General features: G+C 73.5%; 13 protein-coding genes. 9 read left to right on the forward strand and 4 right to left on the reverse strand.

The window, feature by feature from the left end; all coding sequences use genetic code 11:
* Window positions 1–10: 10 nt before the first annotated feature.
* Window positions 11–481, forward strand: coding sequence for a MarR family winged helix-turn-helix transcriptional regulator (locus tag ACGFI7_RS17595; RefSeq protein WP_393405386.1), 471 nt, complete (start codon window positions 11–13; stop codon window positions 479–481).
* Window positions 478–1,869, forward strand: a complete 1,392-nt coding sequence (locus ACGFI7_RS17600) for a carboxylesterase/lipase family protein (RefSeq protein ID WP_393405388.1) — start codon at window positions 478–480, stop codon at window positions 1,867–1,869. The genes ACGFI7_RS17595 and ACGFI7_RS17600 overlap by 4 nt, the downstream gene beginning before the upstream one ends.
* Here ACGFI7_RS17600 and ACGFI7_RS17605 read toward each other — a convergent pair.
* Window positions 1,824–2,528 (reverse strand): type 1 glutamine amidotransferase, encoded by a 705-nt coding sequence (locus ACGFI7_RS17605; RefSeq protein ID WP_393405390.1) that lies wholly within the window; start codon window positions 2,526–2,528, stop codon window positions 1,824–1,826. The two genes, ACGFI7_RS17600 and ACGFI7_RS17605, sit on opposite strands and share 46 nt — an antisense overlap.
* Window positions 2,529–2,569: 41 nt before the next feature.
* Between ACGFI7_RS17605 and ACGFI7_RS17610 the strand changes: the two genes are divergently transcribed.
* Entirely contained in the window at window positions 2,570–3,415 is an 846-nt protein-coding gene (locus tag ACGFI7_RS17610) for an alpha/beta hydrolase (protein WP_393405391.1), read from the forward strand.
* Window positions 3,416–3,464: 49 nt separating this feature from the next.
* Here ACGFI7_RS17610 and ACGFI7_RS17615 read toward each other — a convergent pair whose 3' ends face one another.
* Window positions 3,465–4,181: a PaaI family thioesterase gene (locus tag ACGFI7_RS17615; protein WP_393405393.1), complete on the reverse strand. Its 717-nt coding sequence runs from the start codon at window positions 4,179–4,181 to the stop codon at window positions 3,465–3,467.
* Between the two features lie 300 nt (window positions 4,182–4,481).
* Window positions 4,482–5,843 carry a type I glutamate--ammonia ligase gene (gene glnA, locus ACGFI7_RS17620; RefSeq protein WP_393405395.1) on the reverse strand — a complete coding sequence of 454 codons (1,362 nt, stop codon included), beginning with the start codon at window positions 5,841–5,843 and terminating at the stop codon, window positions 4,482–4,484.
* A gap of 151 nt (window positions 5,844–5,994) precedes the next feature.
* Between glnA and ACGFI7_RS17625 the strand changes: the two genes are divergently transcribed.
* Both ACGFI7_RS17625 and ACGFI7_RS17630 read left to right on the forward strand, forming a co-directional pair.
* The gene (locus ACGFI7_RS17625) at window positions 5,995–6,540 is read left to right on the forward strand and encodes an EF-hand domain-containing protein (RefSeq protein WP_393405397.1); all 546 of its coding nucleotides are present in this window, start codon (window positions 5,995–5,997) and stop codon (window positions 6,538–6,540) included.
* An 8-nt stretch (window positions 6,541–6,548) separates the two neighbouring features.
* Entirely contained in the window at window positions 6,549–7,529 is a 981-nt protein-coding gene (locus ACGFI7_RS17630; RefSeq protein WP_393405399.1) for a terpene synthase family protein, read from the forward strand.
* On the opposite strand, the gene ACGFI7_RS17635 is transcribed toward ACGFI7_RS17630, so the two are convergent.
* Window positions 7,520–8,491, reverse strand: coding sequence for a DUF5937 family protein (locus tag ACGFI7_RS17635; RefSeq protein WP_393405401.1), 972 nt, complete (start codon window positions 8,489–8,491; stop codon window positions 7,520–7,522). The genes ACGFI7_RS17630 and ACGFI7_RS17635 overlap by 10 nt on opposite strands.
* 58 nt (window positions 8,492–8,549) lie before the next feature.
* On the opposite strand from ACGFI7_RS17635, the gene ACGFI7_RS17640 reads away from it, so the two are divergent.
* Genes ACGFI7_RS17640 through ACGFI7_RS17655 form a run of 4 tightly spaced genes read left to right on the forward strand, consistent with a single transcriptional unit; the run spans window position 8,550 to window position 15,042 of the window.
* Window positions 8,550–9,782, forward strand: coding sequence for an MDR family MFS transporter (locus ACGFI7_RS17640; RefSeq protein WP_393405403.1), 1,233 nt, complete (start codon window positions 8,550–8,552; stop codon window positions 9,780–9,782).
* 36 nt (window positions 9,783–9,818) lie between these two features.
* Complete coding sequence (locus tag ACGFI7_RS17645) at window positions 9,819–11,693, forward strand: ATP-binding protein (RefSeq protein ID WP_393405405.1); 1,875 nt, start codon at window positions 9,819–9,821, stop codon at window positions 11,691–11,693.
* A gap of 47 nt (window positions 11,694–11,740) precedes the next feature.
* Window positions 11,741–13,219 (forward strand): BTAD domain-containing putative transcriptional regulator, encoded by a 1,479-nt coding sequence (locus tag ACGFI7_RS17650; protein WP_393405407.1) that lies wholly within the window; start codon window positions 11,741–11,743, stop codon window positions 13,217–13,219.
* A 53-nt stretch (window positions 13,220–13,272) separates the two neighbouring features.
* Complete coding sequence (locus ACGFI7_RS17655) at window positions 13,273–15,042, forward strand: NAD+ synthase (RefSeq protein ID WP_393405409.1); 1,770 nt, start codon at window positions 13,273–13,275, stop codon at window positions 15,040–15,042.
* The last annotated feature ends 5 nt before the right edge of the window (window positions 15,043–15,047 follow it).

Consider the following 15,047-nt stretch of genomic DNA (forward strand, 5'->3'; position numbering starts at 1 on the left):
TTTTAACGTTATGGAGATTAACGATCCGGTGGGGCCACCGGAGGATCTGACGAAGTGGACCGGCTTCCTGCTCAACTGGGTGGCCGCGCACGCCCGCGAGTCCTACGAGCAGGTGGTGGGCCAGGTCGGGCTGAAACCCCAGCATCTGGGCGTCCTCACCCAGATCCGGCAGGAGCCGATGATCCAGGCGCGGCTGAGCGACCGGTTGCGGGTGTTCAAGCCCGTCATGGTCACCCTCGTGAACGAGCTGGAGGCGATGGGCCTGGCCGAGCGCCGGCCGCACGCCACCGACCGCCGCGCCGTGGAGGTGCACATCCTCCCCGCGGGCCTGGAGAAGGTCCGGGAGGTCGACCGGCTCAGCGAGCTGGCCTCCGACGCGTTCTTCGGCCCGCTCACCGCGGACGAACGGCGGACCCTGCACGAGCTGCTCGCCAAGCTCGCCAAGGACGGCCCCGCCGGCCGCTGGGATGACACGCCATGACGCCCGCCGGAGAGCCGCCGCACCGCACGGTCAAGACCCGCGCGGGAGCCGTCCGCGGGTCCGTCCGCGACGGCATCGCCTCGTTCAAGGGCATCCCGTACGCCGACGCGCGGCGTTTCCGGTCACCGGGGCCCGCGCCCTCCTGGGACGGGGTGCGGGACGCCGACGCCTTCGGCACCGCGCCGCCGCAGCGGCCCCCCGCCCCGGGAGTCCCGGCCGTGTGGCGGCCTGGCGACGGCCTCGACTGCCTGACGGTGAACGTGTGGACAGCCGGTCCCGGGGCCGCGCGCCTGCCCGTGATGGTGTGGATCCACGGCGGCCGGTGGGCCTACGGCGCCGCGTCGATGCCGCAGTACGACGGGTCCGTGCTCGCCCGCTCCGGGGTGGTCGTGGTGACCTTCGACTACCGCACCGGCTTCGAGGGGTTCGGCCACGTGCCGGGCGCCCCGGGCAACCGCGGCCTGCTGGACCAGCTGGCCGCCCTCACCTGGGTTCAGGACAACATCGCCGCGTTCGGCGGCGACCCCGGCAACGTCACGGTCTTCGGCCAGTCCGCCGGCGCCGCCTCGGCCGCCCTGCTCGCCGCCGCGCCGGCCGCCGCCGGGCTGTTCCGCCGGTGCGTCCTGCAGAGCCTGCCCGCCGGCTATCTCGGCCCGTCCGAGGCCCGGCAGGTCACCGAGCGGCTCGCGGCCTCCGCCGGCGCGGCCCCCACCCTGGACGGCCTGGCCGCGCTCCCCCCGGAGGCCCTGCTGGCCGAGCCGGGCGCGTTCGCCCCCGTGGTCGACGGTGACCTGGTCACCGCGCCGCCCTGGGAGGCCATCGCCGGTGGCGCCGCCCGGGGGATCGACCTGGTCTGCGGGTTCACCCATGACGAGTACCGCGGCTTCCCTCCGCCGCCCGGCCCCGGGCGGATCGACCTCGCGGCGGTGGTCACGCGGTTCGGCCTGTCCCCCGCCGCCGCCGCTGCCTACCGCGCCGCCTACCCGGGCAGCGCCGCCGAGCTGTTCACCACGGTCATGTCCGACGCCCTGGTGCGCATGCCGACGACCTTCACGGCCGAGGCCCACGCCCGTGGCGGCGGTCGCACCTGGCTGTACGACTTCGCCTGGCGAGGAGGCCCGCTGGGCGCCGCGCACGGGGTCGACGTCCCGTTCGTCTTCGGTCTGCCCCACACCCGCTACGCCGCGCGCCTTCTGGGCGCCGCCCCCGGCTTCGCCGCCCTGTCCGGCCGGATCTGCGCCGCGTGGACCGGCTTCGCGGCCACCGGCGACCCCGGCTGGCCGGCTTTCGACGGGTCCGGCGGCATCACCCGGATCTGGGACGACACGCCCCGGGACACCGCCTATCCCGCGGCGGGCTCGCTGCGCATCTGGAGGGAACGGGCGTGAGCGCGGACCACCCCGGCGAACGCCTCGGCGACCGGACGCCAGGCCGACTCCAGCGCCGGAGCCGCGGCCCGCACCGGCGCGTCGAGGTGCTCCAGGCCGTTGCCCGCGGCCCAGGAGGCGAAGATGTCCGGGGTGGCCTCGGGGTGGAACTGGACCGCCCAGGCGGTGTCGCCCAGCCGGTAGGCCTGGTTCGGGTACCGGTCGCCGGTCATGAGCGGCACCGCGCCCTCGGGCAGCCGGGTCATGGCGTCCCGGTGATACTGGACGGCCACCGCCCGCCCGACGCCGGACAGCAGCGGGTCGTCGGAGGCGGCGGGCAGCGCGACGACCTCGCACGCCCCGACCTCCAGCCCGTCGGCCCCGCGCTCCACGGCGCCGCCGCAGGCCAGGGTCAGGAGCTGGGCGCCGAGGCAGACGCCCAGCGTGGGCGTGCCCTCCTCGACCGCCCTGCGCAGCAGCTCACGGGTGGCCGGCAACCAGGGGCAGCGCTCGTCCTCCCACGCGGCGGCGTCGCCGCCGAGCACGATCAGCCCGTCCGCGGCGCGGCCGGGGATCTCCTCCCCCAGGTACGGCCGGATGACGTCGCAAGGCAGTCCCAGCCAGTCGGCCAGATAGCCGAGCGGAGCGTCGGCCTCGTTCTCGATCACCGTGATGCGCATAGCACCTAATGTAAAGGCCGTTTTGTCCGTAAACTCCCCGCATGAGGATCGAGGAAGTGGACGGCCTGCGGATCGCCACCTTCGGCGGCGGGCCACGGACGATCGTGGCGGTGCACGGGATCACCGCCTCGCTGATGGCCTGGCAGGCGGTCGGGCGGCGGCTCCCTGACGGGTGGTCCCTGGTGGCCATGGACCTGCGCGGCCGCGGTCACAGCGCGGACCTGCCCGGTCCGTACGGGCTGGAGCGGCACGCCGAGGACGTGCTCCGGGTGGCGGAGCACGTGGGCGCGGGCCCCGGCGCGGTGCTCACCGGCCACTCGATGGGCGGGTACGTGGCCGCGCTGGCCGCGGCGCGGCGGGCGTTCTCCCGGGTGGTGCTGATCGACGGCGGCCTGCCGCTGCCGCTGCCCCCGGGCATGGACCCGGACGAGGTCATGGCCGCCACGCTCGGCCCGGCGCTGGCCCGGCTGCGCCAGACGTTCCCCTCGGCGGAGGCGTACCTGGACTTCTTCCGGGCGCACCCGGCCTTCGCCGGGTTCTGGAGCGCCGAGGTGGAGGAGTACGTGCGCTACGACCTGACCGGCCCCGAGGGCGCGCTGCGCTCGCGGGCGGTGCCGGAGGCGGTCGCCGAGGACGGACGCTGGCTGCTGGTGGAGGCGGCCCGGATCGGCGAGGCGCTGCAGGCCGTCGAGGCGCCGGTGTGCCTGCTGCGGGCCCCGCGCGGGCTGCTGAACCAGGACGTCGGCATGCTCCCCGACGACCTGACCGTCCCCTGGCTGGCCCGGCTGCCCGGACTGAAGGACGAGGTGCTGCCGGACTGCAACCACTACACGATCCTGTTCGACGAGCGCTGCGTGGCGACCGTCGTCGAACGCCTCACCTCATGAGAAACGGCGAACGGCCCCGCCAGGCGGGGCCGTCCGTAGCGTCAACAGGTCAGCGCGGAACGATCCAGGTGGCGTTGGCGGCGGCCACCAGGGTGCCGTCCACCTCGTAGATCGCGCTCTCGCCGAACAGCTTGCGGCCCTCGCGGCCGGTCGTGCGGGCCACCACGGAGTAGACGCCGCCCGGGATCACCTTGCGGTGGAACTGCAGCCCGAGCCGCCCCAGCAGGGCCGACTGACCCGGCTGGAAGTGGGCCCAGCCGGTGACGCAGTCGAGCGCGGCGCCCACGATCGAGGAGGGCACGCCGTCGGCGTCGGCCACCGCGAACGGCACCCGCCACCCGGCCGCCACGAGTCCCTCCGCGCCTTCGACCGGTCCAGGGAAGATGCGCAGGCCGTCGCCCGGCTCACGGAACCCGCAGGCGAAGCACTCGGGGAAGGCGTGACCGCGGCGGCCCGCGAACCCCGCCTCGGCCCGTGCGGCCTCGGTGAACGGCACGAACGGCGGCGCCGGCACGTCCTCGGCCACCGGGATGGCCTCGACCAGCGGCTGGTCGCCGTCGTAGAGGGAGACGGAGTTGGCCAGGTGCTCCAGCTTCAGCTCGGTGCCGAGGGGTGTCGGGGCGCGCAGCGTGACCTCGACCGCCGATCGCCCGCCGTTCAGCGCGTCTGTCAAGGTGCCGGCCAGCCAGCCGCCGTTGGCGGAATGGGCCGGCCCCCGGAAACGCTCGGGAACGGTCAGTACGGTCTGCAGGGCAGCCGTCGTCATGCAACACCCTCCTATATCGCCATAAATCAGGCGAAGTACTAAAACGTCGTTTGGGATGGGCCGATAGTACTGGACCTGCTGATCAGCCAGTTCTCGGGACCCACATCACGACATAACGCCACCAACACGGCCGAAACTTCCCGCCCTGCCGTGAAGCCGTACGGTTGCCCGCGATCTCCGACGGGAAACCTCCGGGATCAGTAAAAGATACGGCCCGCACGTTGCGTACAGGTGACTTCCGCATGAGAGTGATGTTGCTCACGCCGCCGCCGGACCGGCGGCGGCGTCACGGCCCGTGCGTCAGAGAACCGGCAGGTAGCGCCCCAGCTCGAACTCGGTGACCGTGCGGCGGTAGTCGCGCCACTCGGCCCGCTTGTTGCGCAGGAAGAAGTCGAAGACGTGCTCGCCGAGCGTCTCGGCCACCAGCTCGCTGCGCTCCATGACGCTGATCGCCTCGTCGAGCGACTGCGGCAGCGGCTGGATGCCCAGCGCGCGCCGCTCGGCGCTGGTCAGGGTCCACACGTTGTCCTCGGCGGCCGGCGGCAGCTCGTAGCCCTCCTCGATGCCCTTGAGGCCGGCGGCCAGGATGAGCGCGAACGCGAGGTAGGGGTTGCAGGCCGAGTCGAGCGAGCGGAACTCGATGCGGGTCGAGCCGCCCTTGTGCGGCTTGTACATCGGCACCCGCACCAGGGCGGAGCGGTTGTTGTGGCCCCAGCAGATGTAGGAGGGGGCCTCGCCGCCCTGGCCGGCGATGGCCTCGGCGCCGCCCCACAGCCGCTTGTAGGAGTTGACCCACTGGTTGGTGATCGCGGTGATCTCGGCGGCGTGCCTGAGCAGGCCGGCGATGAACGAGCGGCCCACCTTGGACAGTTGGTAGTCGGCGCCGGGCTCGTGGAAGGCGTTGCGGTCGCCCTCGAACAGCGACATGTGGGTGTGCATGCCTGAGCCGGGGTGCTCGGTGAACGGCTTGGGCATGAACGACGCCCAGATGCCCTGCTCCAGCGCGACCTCCTTCATGACCAGGCGGAAGGTCATGATGTTGTCGGCCGTGGTGAGCGCGTCGGCGTAGCGCAGGTCGATCTCCTGCTGGCCGGGGGCGCCCTCGTGGTGGCTGAACTCCACCGAGATGCCCATCGACTCGAGCATCATGATCGCCTGGCGCCGGAAGTCGTGGCCGGAGCTGTGGGGGGTGTGGTCGAAGTAGCTGCCGGAGTCGATCGGCTCGGGCCGCCGGCCCTCTTCGGGCCGGTGCTTCAGCAGGAAGAACTCGATCTCCGGGTGGGTGTAGAAGGTGAAGCCCATGTCGGCGCACCTGGCGAGGGTGCGCTTGAGCACCCAGCGCGGGTCGGCGTGCGAGGGCGAGCCGTCGGGCATGAGGATGTCGCAGAAGATGCGCCCGGCGCCGGGTGTCTCGCTCCGCCAGGGCAGGATCTGGAACGTCGAGGGATCGGGCTTGGCGAGCATGTCGGACTCGTAGACGCGGGCGAAGCCCTCGATGGCGGAGCCGTCGAAGCCGATGCCCTCGGCGAAGGCGCCCTCCAGCTCGGCCGGCGCGATCGCGACGGACTTGAGGAAGCCGAGCACGTCGGTGAACCAGAGCCGGATGAACCGGATGTCGCGTTCCTCGAGCGTGCGGAGCACGAACTCCTGCTGGCGGTCCACGGCGTCCCCTCATGAAGACAGTACAGGTCTCCTATCAGCATGCCGTGTCCGTGTTTCGCACACGTTACGTGGGGTGCCGGTGCGAGCCTCACTGACAAAGGCCCCGCCCGGTCTTAATGTGATCACGCAGTCAGTCTCGGGGGAGGCATTGGTGGCTATCGACCTGCTCGATCACAAGCTCGATCGGGCCTTCGACCACATCGACGCGGCCGGCAGGGGCGTCGTGGACCGCGAGGACCTGCTCGGGCTGGGCGCCCGGCTCCTGGTCGGTTTCGGGGAGTCCCCCACGTCGGTGACCGGCAGCGCCCTCGTCGAAGGCTTCGACCGGATCTGGGCGGAGCTGGTGGCCGCGCTCGGCCGCGACGAGGACGCCGACGTGACCCGCGAGGACTTCCGGCTCGGCATGACCGCCGCGTTCGTCAAGGGCGACCGGTACGAGCCGGTCTTCCATCCGGCGGCGGTGGCGGTGGCCGGGCTGTGCGACAGCGGCGGCGACGGCTACGCGGGGCCGCAGGAGTTCCGCGCGCTGCTGGCCGCGTTCGGCACCGGCCACGACGACGCGGACGCGGCGTTCGACCGGCTCGACACCACGGGCAGGGGCGTGCTGACGGTGGCCGAGCTGGTCCGCGCCGCCCGCGACTTCTACACGGGCGAGGACCCCGAGGCGCCCGGCAACTGGCTCTTCGGGCCCCTGTGAGCACCGTGGTGAGCACGACCGTGATGGCTTCCGTACGGTCCGCGCTCCGTTCCGTGCTGCACTGGAAGCCGCTGCTGCCGCTGCCCCGCCGGGGCAGCCGGGCCGCCGCCGCGCTGCTGCCGCTGACCGAGCGGGTGCCGGCGATGGCGGCGCCGTGCCGGATGCATCCGTCGGTGTACGCGATCGAGGCGGCGGTGATCGACTGGGCGCGCCGGACGGGCCTGCGCGCCGACCCGGGCGTCGGCTTCCACCGGATGGCGGGGCGGGCGTTCGCCGAGTTCGACGCGGCCGCCGCGGCGCTGTTCGCGCAGTGGCTGACCTGGCTGTTCCACCTGGACGACGAGCTGGACGAGGGACCGTGCCCGCTGGAGGTGTTCCAGGGGATGCTGGAGGGTTCCGCCGACCATCCGCTGGAGGCGGCCTTCGCCGACCTGTGGCGGGTGACCAGCGCGCGGATGAGCGACCAGTGGCGCCGCCGGTTCGCGGTCAACCTGCAGCGCCAGCACTACGCCTGCCGCACCGAGGCCGAGAACCGGGCGGCGGGCAAGTCGCCGACGCTGGCCGACTACCCGATGCTGCGCCGGGGCACGGTCGGCCCCTACCTGTACGACCTGGTGGAGCCGTGCCTGCGGGTGGAGGTGCCGGCCTGGGTGCACCGGTCGGAGCCGTGGCAGGAGCTGGTCAACTCCTGCAGCGACATCACCGCCTGGTGCAACGACGTGGCCTCGCGGCCCAAGGAGCGCGGCGACGGCCACAACCTGGTCGTGATCGCGATGCGGGAGCTGGGCCTGGGCGAGCGCGACGCGGTCGGCTGGGTGCTCGACCGGATCGCCGAGCGGTGCCGTGACATGAGCCGGGCGGCGCGCCGGCTGCCGATGGACGACCTGGCGCCGGGCACCGCCAGAGACGTGAGCAAGGTGGCCTGCGCCTATCTCGCAGCGCCCCGGGCCCACCTCGACTGGCTGCTGGAGTCGTCCCGCTACGCGTGAGCGGTGCCGGCGAGCGCGTCGCCGGTGGCGGTGCGCCGGTAGACGACCTGCTTGCCGACTCGCAGGCCGACGGTCAGGCCGCTGCCGCTGAGCACGGCCAGGTGCTGGCTGACCGCGCCGGGCGTCAGCGACATCCGGCCGGCCAGCGCCGTGGTGGTGCTCGGCTCGGCCAGCGCGAGCAGGATCCGGGCGCGGCTGCGGCCGATGAGCGCGGCGAGCGCGCCCGGCGCGGGCGGCGGGCCCTGCTCCCACAGCGTGCCGACCCCGAGCACCGGATAGACGAGCATCGCCTGGTAGGGGGCGGCCATGACGGCGACGGACGGCCAGTAGAACGCGCTCGGCACCAGCACCAGCCCGTCGCCGTGCAGCGCCGAGCCCTCGTTGCACCACGGCCGGTCGACGACCAGCCTGCCGCCGCCCCACCTGACGGCCGGGTCGAGCCCGTCGAACAGCTCGCGGGCGCCGCCCCTGGCGAGCTGCCGCGAGCGGCGCAGCACGTCGCGTTCGAGCAGCGCGTAGACGCGCGGCCAGAACTCGGCGAAGCAGGTCTCCCAGTACGCCTCCAGCGCGTCGGCGACCCGCTGGATCCCGCGCGCCGGGTCGGCGGCGAACCGGCGCAGCGCGTCCGGGTCGGCCGGGCGCACTATCCGGGCCTCGTGCAGCGCCCGCTCCGGCGCGGTCCGCCGGACCCGGTCCAGCTCGGCGGCGAAGTCCGGCATGGGCGTGTCGGGCGGCGGCGTGAGGAAGTCGGCGAGATAGCCGCTCGGGGGCACCAGCGCGAACAGCTCGGCCAGGTCGAGCCCGGCCAGGCGGGGCCGCACGCAGGTGAGCCACGGCAGGTGAAGCGCCTGCCTGGCCGGGTCCTGGAGCGTGCGCAGGCTGGCGACCAGCTCCCACAGCGGCGAGAACGCGAACCGGATCCGGGCCACGTCCTCCGGCTTCAGCTCCCAGATCACCGCCATGCCTTTAGTCTGCCCTAAATCGTTCGCCCCGGCGCCCGGCGGAACCGAAGGTTGCGGGGTGACCACCACAGCCCCCGGGAAGCAGTCCTTCCTGCGCGCCGCGTTCGGCGGCATGCCCCGCCCCTTCTGGGCCCTGTGGGGCGGCACCCTGGTGAACCGGCTGGGCGGCATGGTGCTGCCGTTCACCGGCGTATTCCTCACCCAGACGCGCGGCCTGTCCGTGGCCGCCGCCGGTCTGGTGATGGCCGTCTTCGGCGCGGGGTCGCTGCTGTCGCAGCTGGTGGCCGGGACGCTGGCGGACCGGATCGGCCGCCGGGCCACGCTGACCGGCGGCATGGTGGCCACCGCGGCGGCGCTGCTGGCGCTCGGCTACAGCACGACGCTGCCCGCGATCCTGGCCTCGATGCTGGCGCTCGGGCTGGTCGTGGACGCCTACCGGCCGGCCTCGAACGCGCTGGTCGCCGACCTCGTCTCGCCGGAGGACCGGCCGCGGGCGTTCGGGCTGCTGTTCTGGGCGATCAACCTGGGCTACTCGGTCGGCATGACGGCGGGCGGGTGGCTGGCGCAGCAGGGCTTCCTCCTGCTGTTCTGGCTGGACGCGGTGAGCTGCCTGATCTTCGCGGCGCTGGTGTGGCGGGCGGTGCCGGAGACCCGGCCCGAGGCCCAGGCGGAGTCCGGCGGGTTCGGCGTGGTGCTGCGCGACCGGCTGATGATCGCGTACACGCTGGTGATCCTGGGGGACGCGCTGATGTACGCGCAGACGTACACCATGCTGCCGGTGGCGATGACGAGCCTGGCCGGGCTGACCACCGCCCAGTTCGGCACCGCGATGGCGCTCAACGGGGTGCTCATCGTGATCGTGCAGCCGCTCGTCTCCGGCTGGCTGGGCCGCAGGGACGCGTCCAGGACACTGGCCGCCGGGCTGGTGGTGATGGGGCTGGGGTTCACGCTGACGGCCTTCGTCACCAACACGGCCATCCTGGCGGTCACCATCGTCGTGTGGACCGCGGGCGAGATCGTCACCGCGGGCATCGCCGGGACGATCTTGGCCACGCTCGCCCCGGCCCATCTGCGCGGCCGCTACGCCGGGCTGTTCGGGCTCGCCTGGTCGGCGGCCGGGATGCTGGCGCCGCTGCTGGGCAGCGCCCTGCTGGAGGTCGGCGGGCAGCGGGCGCTCTGGTTCACCACGGGCGGGATCGGCCTGGCCGCCGCGGCCGGGATGCTGGCGATCGGGCCCGCGGTCCGGCGGCGTTCAACGGATTTTGATTCGCCGTTGGCCGGAGCCCGATAATTTCTTCCAGCCATCGGGCTGAGAGGACACTTTCCCATGCGCCACGCACGGGCGGCGCGCGGTACGGCGATCGGGCTCGCCATGCTCGCCATCGCCTTGGAGCTCACCAACATCCTGGTGACCGCCCGGTTGCCGCCCGCCGCGTACACCCCCCTGCCGTTCGCGCCGGAGGACGTGGCCGGCACCGCGTTCCCGTTGTTCGGCGCGATCCTGGTGTACCGCAGGCCGCGGCTGCTGATCGGGTGGCTGCTCTGCGCGGGCGGCGTGAGCTCCGCCGCGAACATCCTGTCCGCCAACCTCATCGTCCTGAACGGGGACCCGGGGTGGGGCTGGGTCGTGGTGGAGTTCACCTGGCAGGCATGCCAGCTCTCGCTGGGGGTGCTGCTGCCCCTGCTCTACCCGGACGGCCGGATGCCGTCGGCGCGCTGGCGGTGGGTGGTCGTGCCGGTGGTGGCGGGTCATCTGCTCGCCTGGGCCTCCCTGCTGACCATGGACAAGGCGCTCAGAGACGCCTCCCACCTGCTCGTCACCGTCGGCCTGGGGCTCGCGTTCGCCTCGCTGGCCGTACGGTTCACCCGCGGCGACGCCGTCGAGCGGCGGCAGATCCTGTGGCTGCTCGTCACCCTGCCGGGGCTGCTGATCCCGTGGATCCTCGGCGGGGACGCCTGGTGGCTGGCGTCGTTCGGCATCCCGCTGATCCCGGCGGCGATCGCGGTGGCGGTGCTGCGCTACCGGCTGTTCGGCATCGACACGCTGATCAGCCGGGCCATGGTCGGCACCGGGCTCGCCCTGGTCATCACGGGCGTCTACCTGGCGGCGAGCGCGGCGTCCAGCGTGTTCCTGGCCGAGGTGCACTCGGTCGCCGGGCTGGCGGCGGCGCTGTTCGCCGGGGTGTTCTTCCATCCGATGCGGCAGGCGCTGCAGCGCGGCGTCGACCGCCTGCTCTACGGCGGCACCGGCGTGCCCGCCGCGCTGGCCGCGCGGCTCAGGCACCGGCTGCAGCGCCTCGACCCGGGACACGGGCTGCTGGCCACGCTGGAGGTCCTGCGTGAAGGGCTGTCGGTGACCGGGGTGGCGGTGGAGGTCGAGAACACGACCATGGTGACCGGCTCGCCCGAGCCCGTCGCCCGTACCGTCCCGCTGGTCTGGCACGGCGAGCCGGTCGGGCTGCTGCTCATCGGCCCCACGGCCCGGCGGCGCTTCCCCGCCGCGCACGACGAGCGGGTGATCGCCACGCTCTCCCCGTACATCGCCGACGCCGCGCACGCGGTGCGCATGACCGCGGCCGTGCAGCGGTCGCGGGAGCGGATCCTCGCAGCGCGCGAGGAGGAGCGCCGCCGCCTGCGCCGCGACCTGCACGACGGGCTGGGCCAGTCGCTCACCGGGATGGCGATGGTGATCAACGCCGCCCGGCTCTCCCTGCGCCGCTCCCCCGACCAGGCCGAGCGGCTGCTGGCCGACCTGCGCACGGGCATGGACGCGATCAGCGGCGACATCAGGCAGCTCGTGTACGGGCTGCGCCCGCCCGCGATCGACGAGCTGGGCCTGACCGGCGCGGTCGAGGAGCTGGCCCGGACGCCCGAGGAGCCGGCGACGACGGTGGAGACCGCCGGTGACCTGGCCGGGCTGCCCGCGGCGGTGGAGGTGGCGGCGTACCGGATCGTGCAGGAGGCGCTGACGAACGCGCGCAAGCACGCCGCGGCGGCGCGCGTGACGGTCCGGTTGGAGCGCGACAACGGGCTGCTCCGGGTGACGGTGGCCGACGACGGGTCCGGCATGCCGCCGGACGTGCGGGCGGGGGTCGGGCTGGGATCGATGCGCGAGCGCGCCGCCGAGCTGGGCGGCACCTGCGCGGTCCGGGCACGGGAGGGCGGCGGGACCGTGGTGACCGCGACCCTTCCGGCGCAATAAGCTCTCATTTACCTGCACGTCTGGATGGCCCTAGGCTTATGCCCACAATGTTGACTTTCACCGCGCTCGGACCGTTCCAGGCCTGGGCGGACGGCACCCCCCTCGACCTCGGCGGCCAGCGCCAGCGGGCGGTGCTGGCCCGCCTGATCGTGGCCGGTGGCCGTGCCGTGCCCGTGAACACCCTCATCGACGAGCTGTGGCCGGGCGAACCGCCCGCGCAGGCCCTGTCGACCATCCAGGGCTACGTCTCCCGGCTGCGCCGCGTGCTCGAACCCCGCCGGGCGCCCCGCGAGGAGGCCTCGGTGCTGGTGTCCGCGCCGCCGGGCTACGCGCTGCGGGCCGGGCCCGACCAGGTGGACGCCTGGCGGTTCGAGAGTCTCGCCAAGTCCGACGGCTCCCCTGCCGAGGTCTGGGCGGCCATGGAGGACGCGCTGGCGCTGTGGCGCGGGCCCGCGCTGGCGGAGTTCGCCGACCTGACGTGGGCGGCGACCGAGGCGGCCCGGCTGGAGGAGCTGCGGCTCGTCGCCGTCGAACGGCGGGGCGCGGCCGGCCTGGCGCTCGGGCGGACGACGGCGCTGGTGGCCGACCTGGAGGCGCACGCCGCCGCCCATCCCCTGCGCGAGGAGGCCTGGCGGCTGCTGGCTCTGGCGCTCTACCACACCGGCCGCCAGGGCGACGCGCTGGCCGCGCTGCGCCGGGCCCGCGCGGTCTGGCGTGACGAGCTGGGCCTGGACCTGACGGCCGGGCTGCAGCGCCTGGAGCACGACATGCTCGCGCAGAGCGTGCCCGACCTCCCGGCGGCGCCCGCCGCCGCGCCCGAGACCGCGCCCGCCGCACCGGCCGAGGGGGCGGCCGACTGTCCCACGCTGCGCGTGCTGGTCGCCGACGACCAGGCGCTGGTACGTGCCGGGCTCCAGGTCGTGCTGGCCGCCGAGGACGGGCTGGAGGCCGCCGGGGAGGCCACCGACGGCGAGGAGGCCATCACCGCCGCCCGCACCCTGCGCCCCGACGTCGTGCTGCTCGACATCCAGATGCCGAACCTGGACGGCCTGGCCGCCGCCCGGCGCATCCTCGCGGCCGAGGACCCGCCCAAGGTGATCATGATGACCACCTTCGGCAGCGACGAGAACCTCTACGCGGCGCTGCGCGCGGGCGTCAGCGGGTTCATGCTCAAGACCTCGCCGCCCGAGCAGCTCGTGGCCGCCATCCGGGCCGCCGCCGCCGGTGACGCGCTCATCGACCCGGCGGTCACCACGCGGCTCATCTCCGCCTTCGCCGGCCGGACCGACCCGGCCTCGCCGCCGGCGCTCGCCGGGCTCGCCGACGCCCAGCTCGACGTCGTCAAGCTGGTGGCGCGCGGGCTGACGAACCGGCAGATCGGCCAGACTCTCGCCATGCCGGAGCCGGAGGTGCACGCGACGGTGCGGGCGCTGCTGGACCATCTGGGGCTGTTCGACCGGGCGCAGCTCGTGGTGGCCGCTTACGAGTCGGGCCTGGTCACTCCAGGAAACACCTCGGCAAAATAGCCCGACTTATTGCCCCTTAGTTGGAAAAAATCACGCCGTACTAGGCTGGGGCCGTGGCACAACTGCGCATCGCCCTGGCCCAGACGAACCCGACCGTAGGCGACCTGGCCGGCAACGCCGACAAGCTCGTGGCGTGGGCCCGCCAGGCCGCCGACCGCGGCGCACACCTGGCCGTGTTCACCGAGATGTTCCTCACCGGCTACCCGGTCGAGGACCTCGTGCTGCGCACCTCCTTCGTGGACGCCAGCATCGCCGCGATCGAGGAGGCGGCGCGCCGGCTCGACCAGGAGGGCCTCGGCGACCTGCCCGTGGTCGTCGGCTACGTCGACAGGGCCGGGCTCGCGCCCCGGGTCGGCCAGCCCAAGGGCGCCCCGCTCGACGCCGCCGCCCTGCTCCACCGGGGCCGGGTCGTCGCCCGCACCGCCAAGCACCACCTGCCGAACTACGGGGTGTTCGACGAGTACCGCTACTTCGTGCGCGGCGACCGGCTGCCGATCTTCCGGCTGCACGGGGTCGACGTGGCCGTCGCGGTCTGCGAGGACCTCTGGCAGGAGGGCGGCCCGGTGGCCGTGGTCGGCCAGGCGGGCGCGGGCCTGCTCGTGGTGCCGAACGCTTCCCCGTACGAGAAGGAGAAGGACGACGTCCGCCTGGAGCTGTGCGCGCGCCGGGCGCGCGAGGCCGGGTGCGCGCTCGTCTACGCCAACCAGGTCGGCGGGCAGGACGAGCTGGTCTTCGACGGCGACTCGCTCGTGGTGGACGCGCGCGGCGAGCCGGTGGCGCGGGCCGCCCAGTTCCGCGAGGAGCTGCTCGTCTGCGACCTCGACCTGCCGGTCTCGTCCGCCGAGCCGGGAGCCTTCCCGTACGACGCCGGCGACGGCACCACCATCACCGCGGACCGCCTGGTGCTCTCCGACGACCCGCTCCCCGCGTACGAGCCGGAGCCCGCGAGCGTGGCCGAGCCGCTGGACACGGTCGCCGAGGTGTACGCGGCGCTGGTGCTGGCGGTGCGCGACTACGTGGCCAAGAACGGGTTCGAGTCGGTGATCCTCGGGCTGTCGGGCGGCATCGACTCGGCGCTCACCGCCACCATCGCCGCCGACGCCATCGGGCCGTCGCGGGTGCACGTGGTGCTCATGCCCTCCCGCTACTCCTCCGAGCACTCGCTGGCCGACGCCCAGGACCTGGTCCGCCGCCAGGGCCTGCGGGCGCAGGTGGTGCCGATCGCGGAGATCGTGAACGCCTTCGAGAAGGAGATCGAGCTGTCCGGCCTGGCCGCCGAGAACCTCCAGGCCCGGGTCCGCGGCATGATCCTCATGGGCCTGTCGAACCAGAACGGCCACCTGGTGCTCACCACCGGCAACAAGAGCGAGCTGGCCACCGGATACTCCACCCTCTACGGCGACTCGGCGGGCGGCTTCGCGCCGATCAAGGACGTGCCGAAGCTCATGGTGTGGGAGCTGTCCAGGTGGCGCAACGCCGGCGGCGACCCGTCGTTCCTGCTCCAGGTCGACGAGCCGATCCCGCCGAACTCCATCACCAAGGAGCCCAGCGCCGAGCTCCGCCCCGACCAGCGCGACACCGACTCGCTGCCGCCGTACGAGATCCTGGACCGGCTGCTGGACGACTACGTGGAGAAGGACATGGGCTCGCGCGAGCTCATCGCCGCCGGCCACGACCCCGCCCTGGTATCCCGGGTCATCCGGCTGGTGGACGTGGCCGAGTACAAGCGCCGCCAGTACCCGCCGGGCCCCAAGATCACCCCGAAGAACTTCGGCCGCGACCGCCGCCTGCCCATCACCAACGGCTGGCGCGAGACCACGTAGCCGGG

Origin of the sequence: Nonomuraea sp. NPDC048826 (genome assembly GCF_043198225.1) — a bacterium.
Lineage (GTDB): Bacteria > Actinomycetota > Actinomycetes > Streptosporangiales > Streptosporangiaceae > Nonomuraea.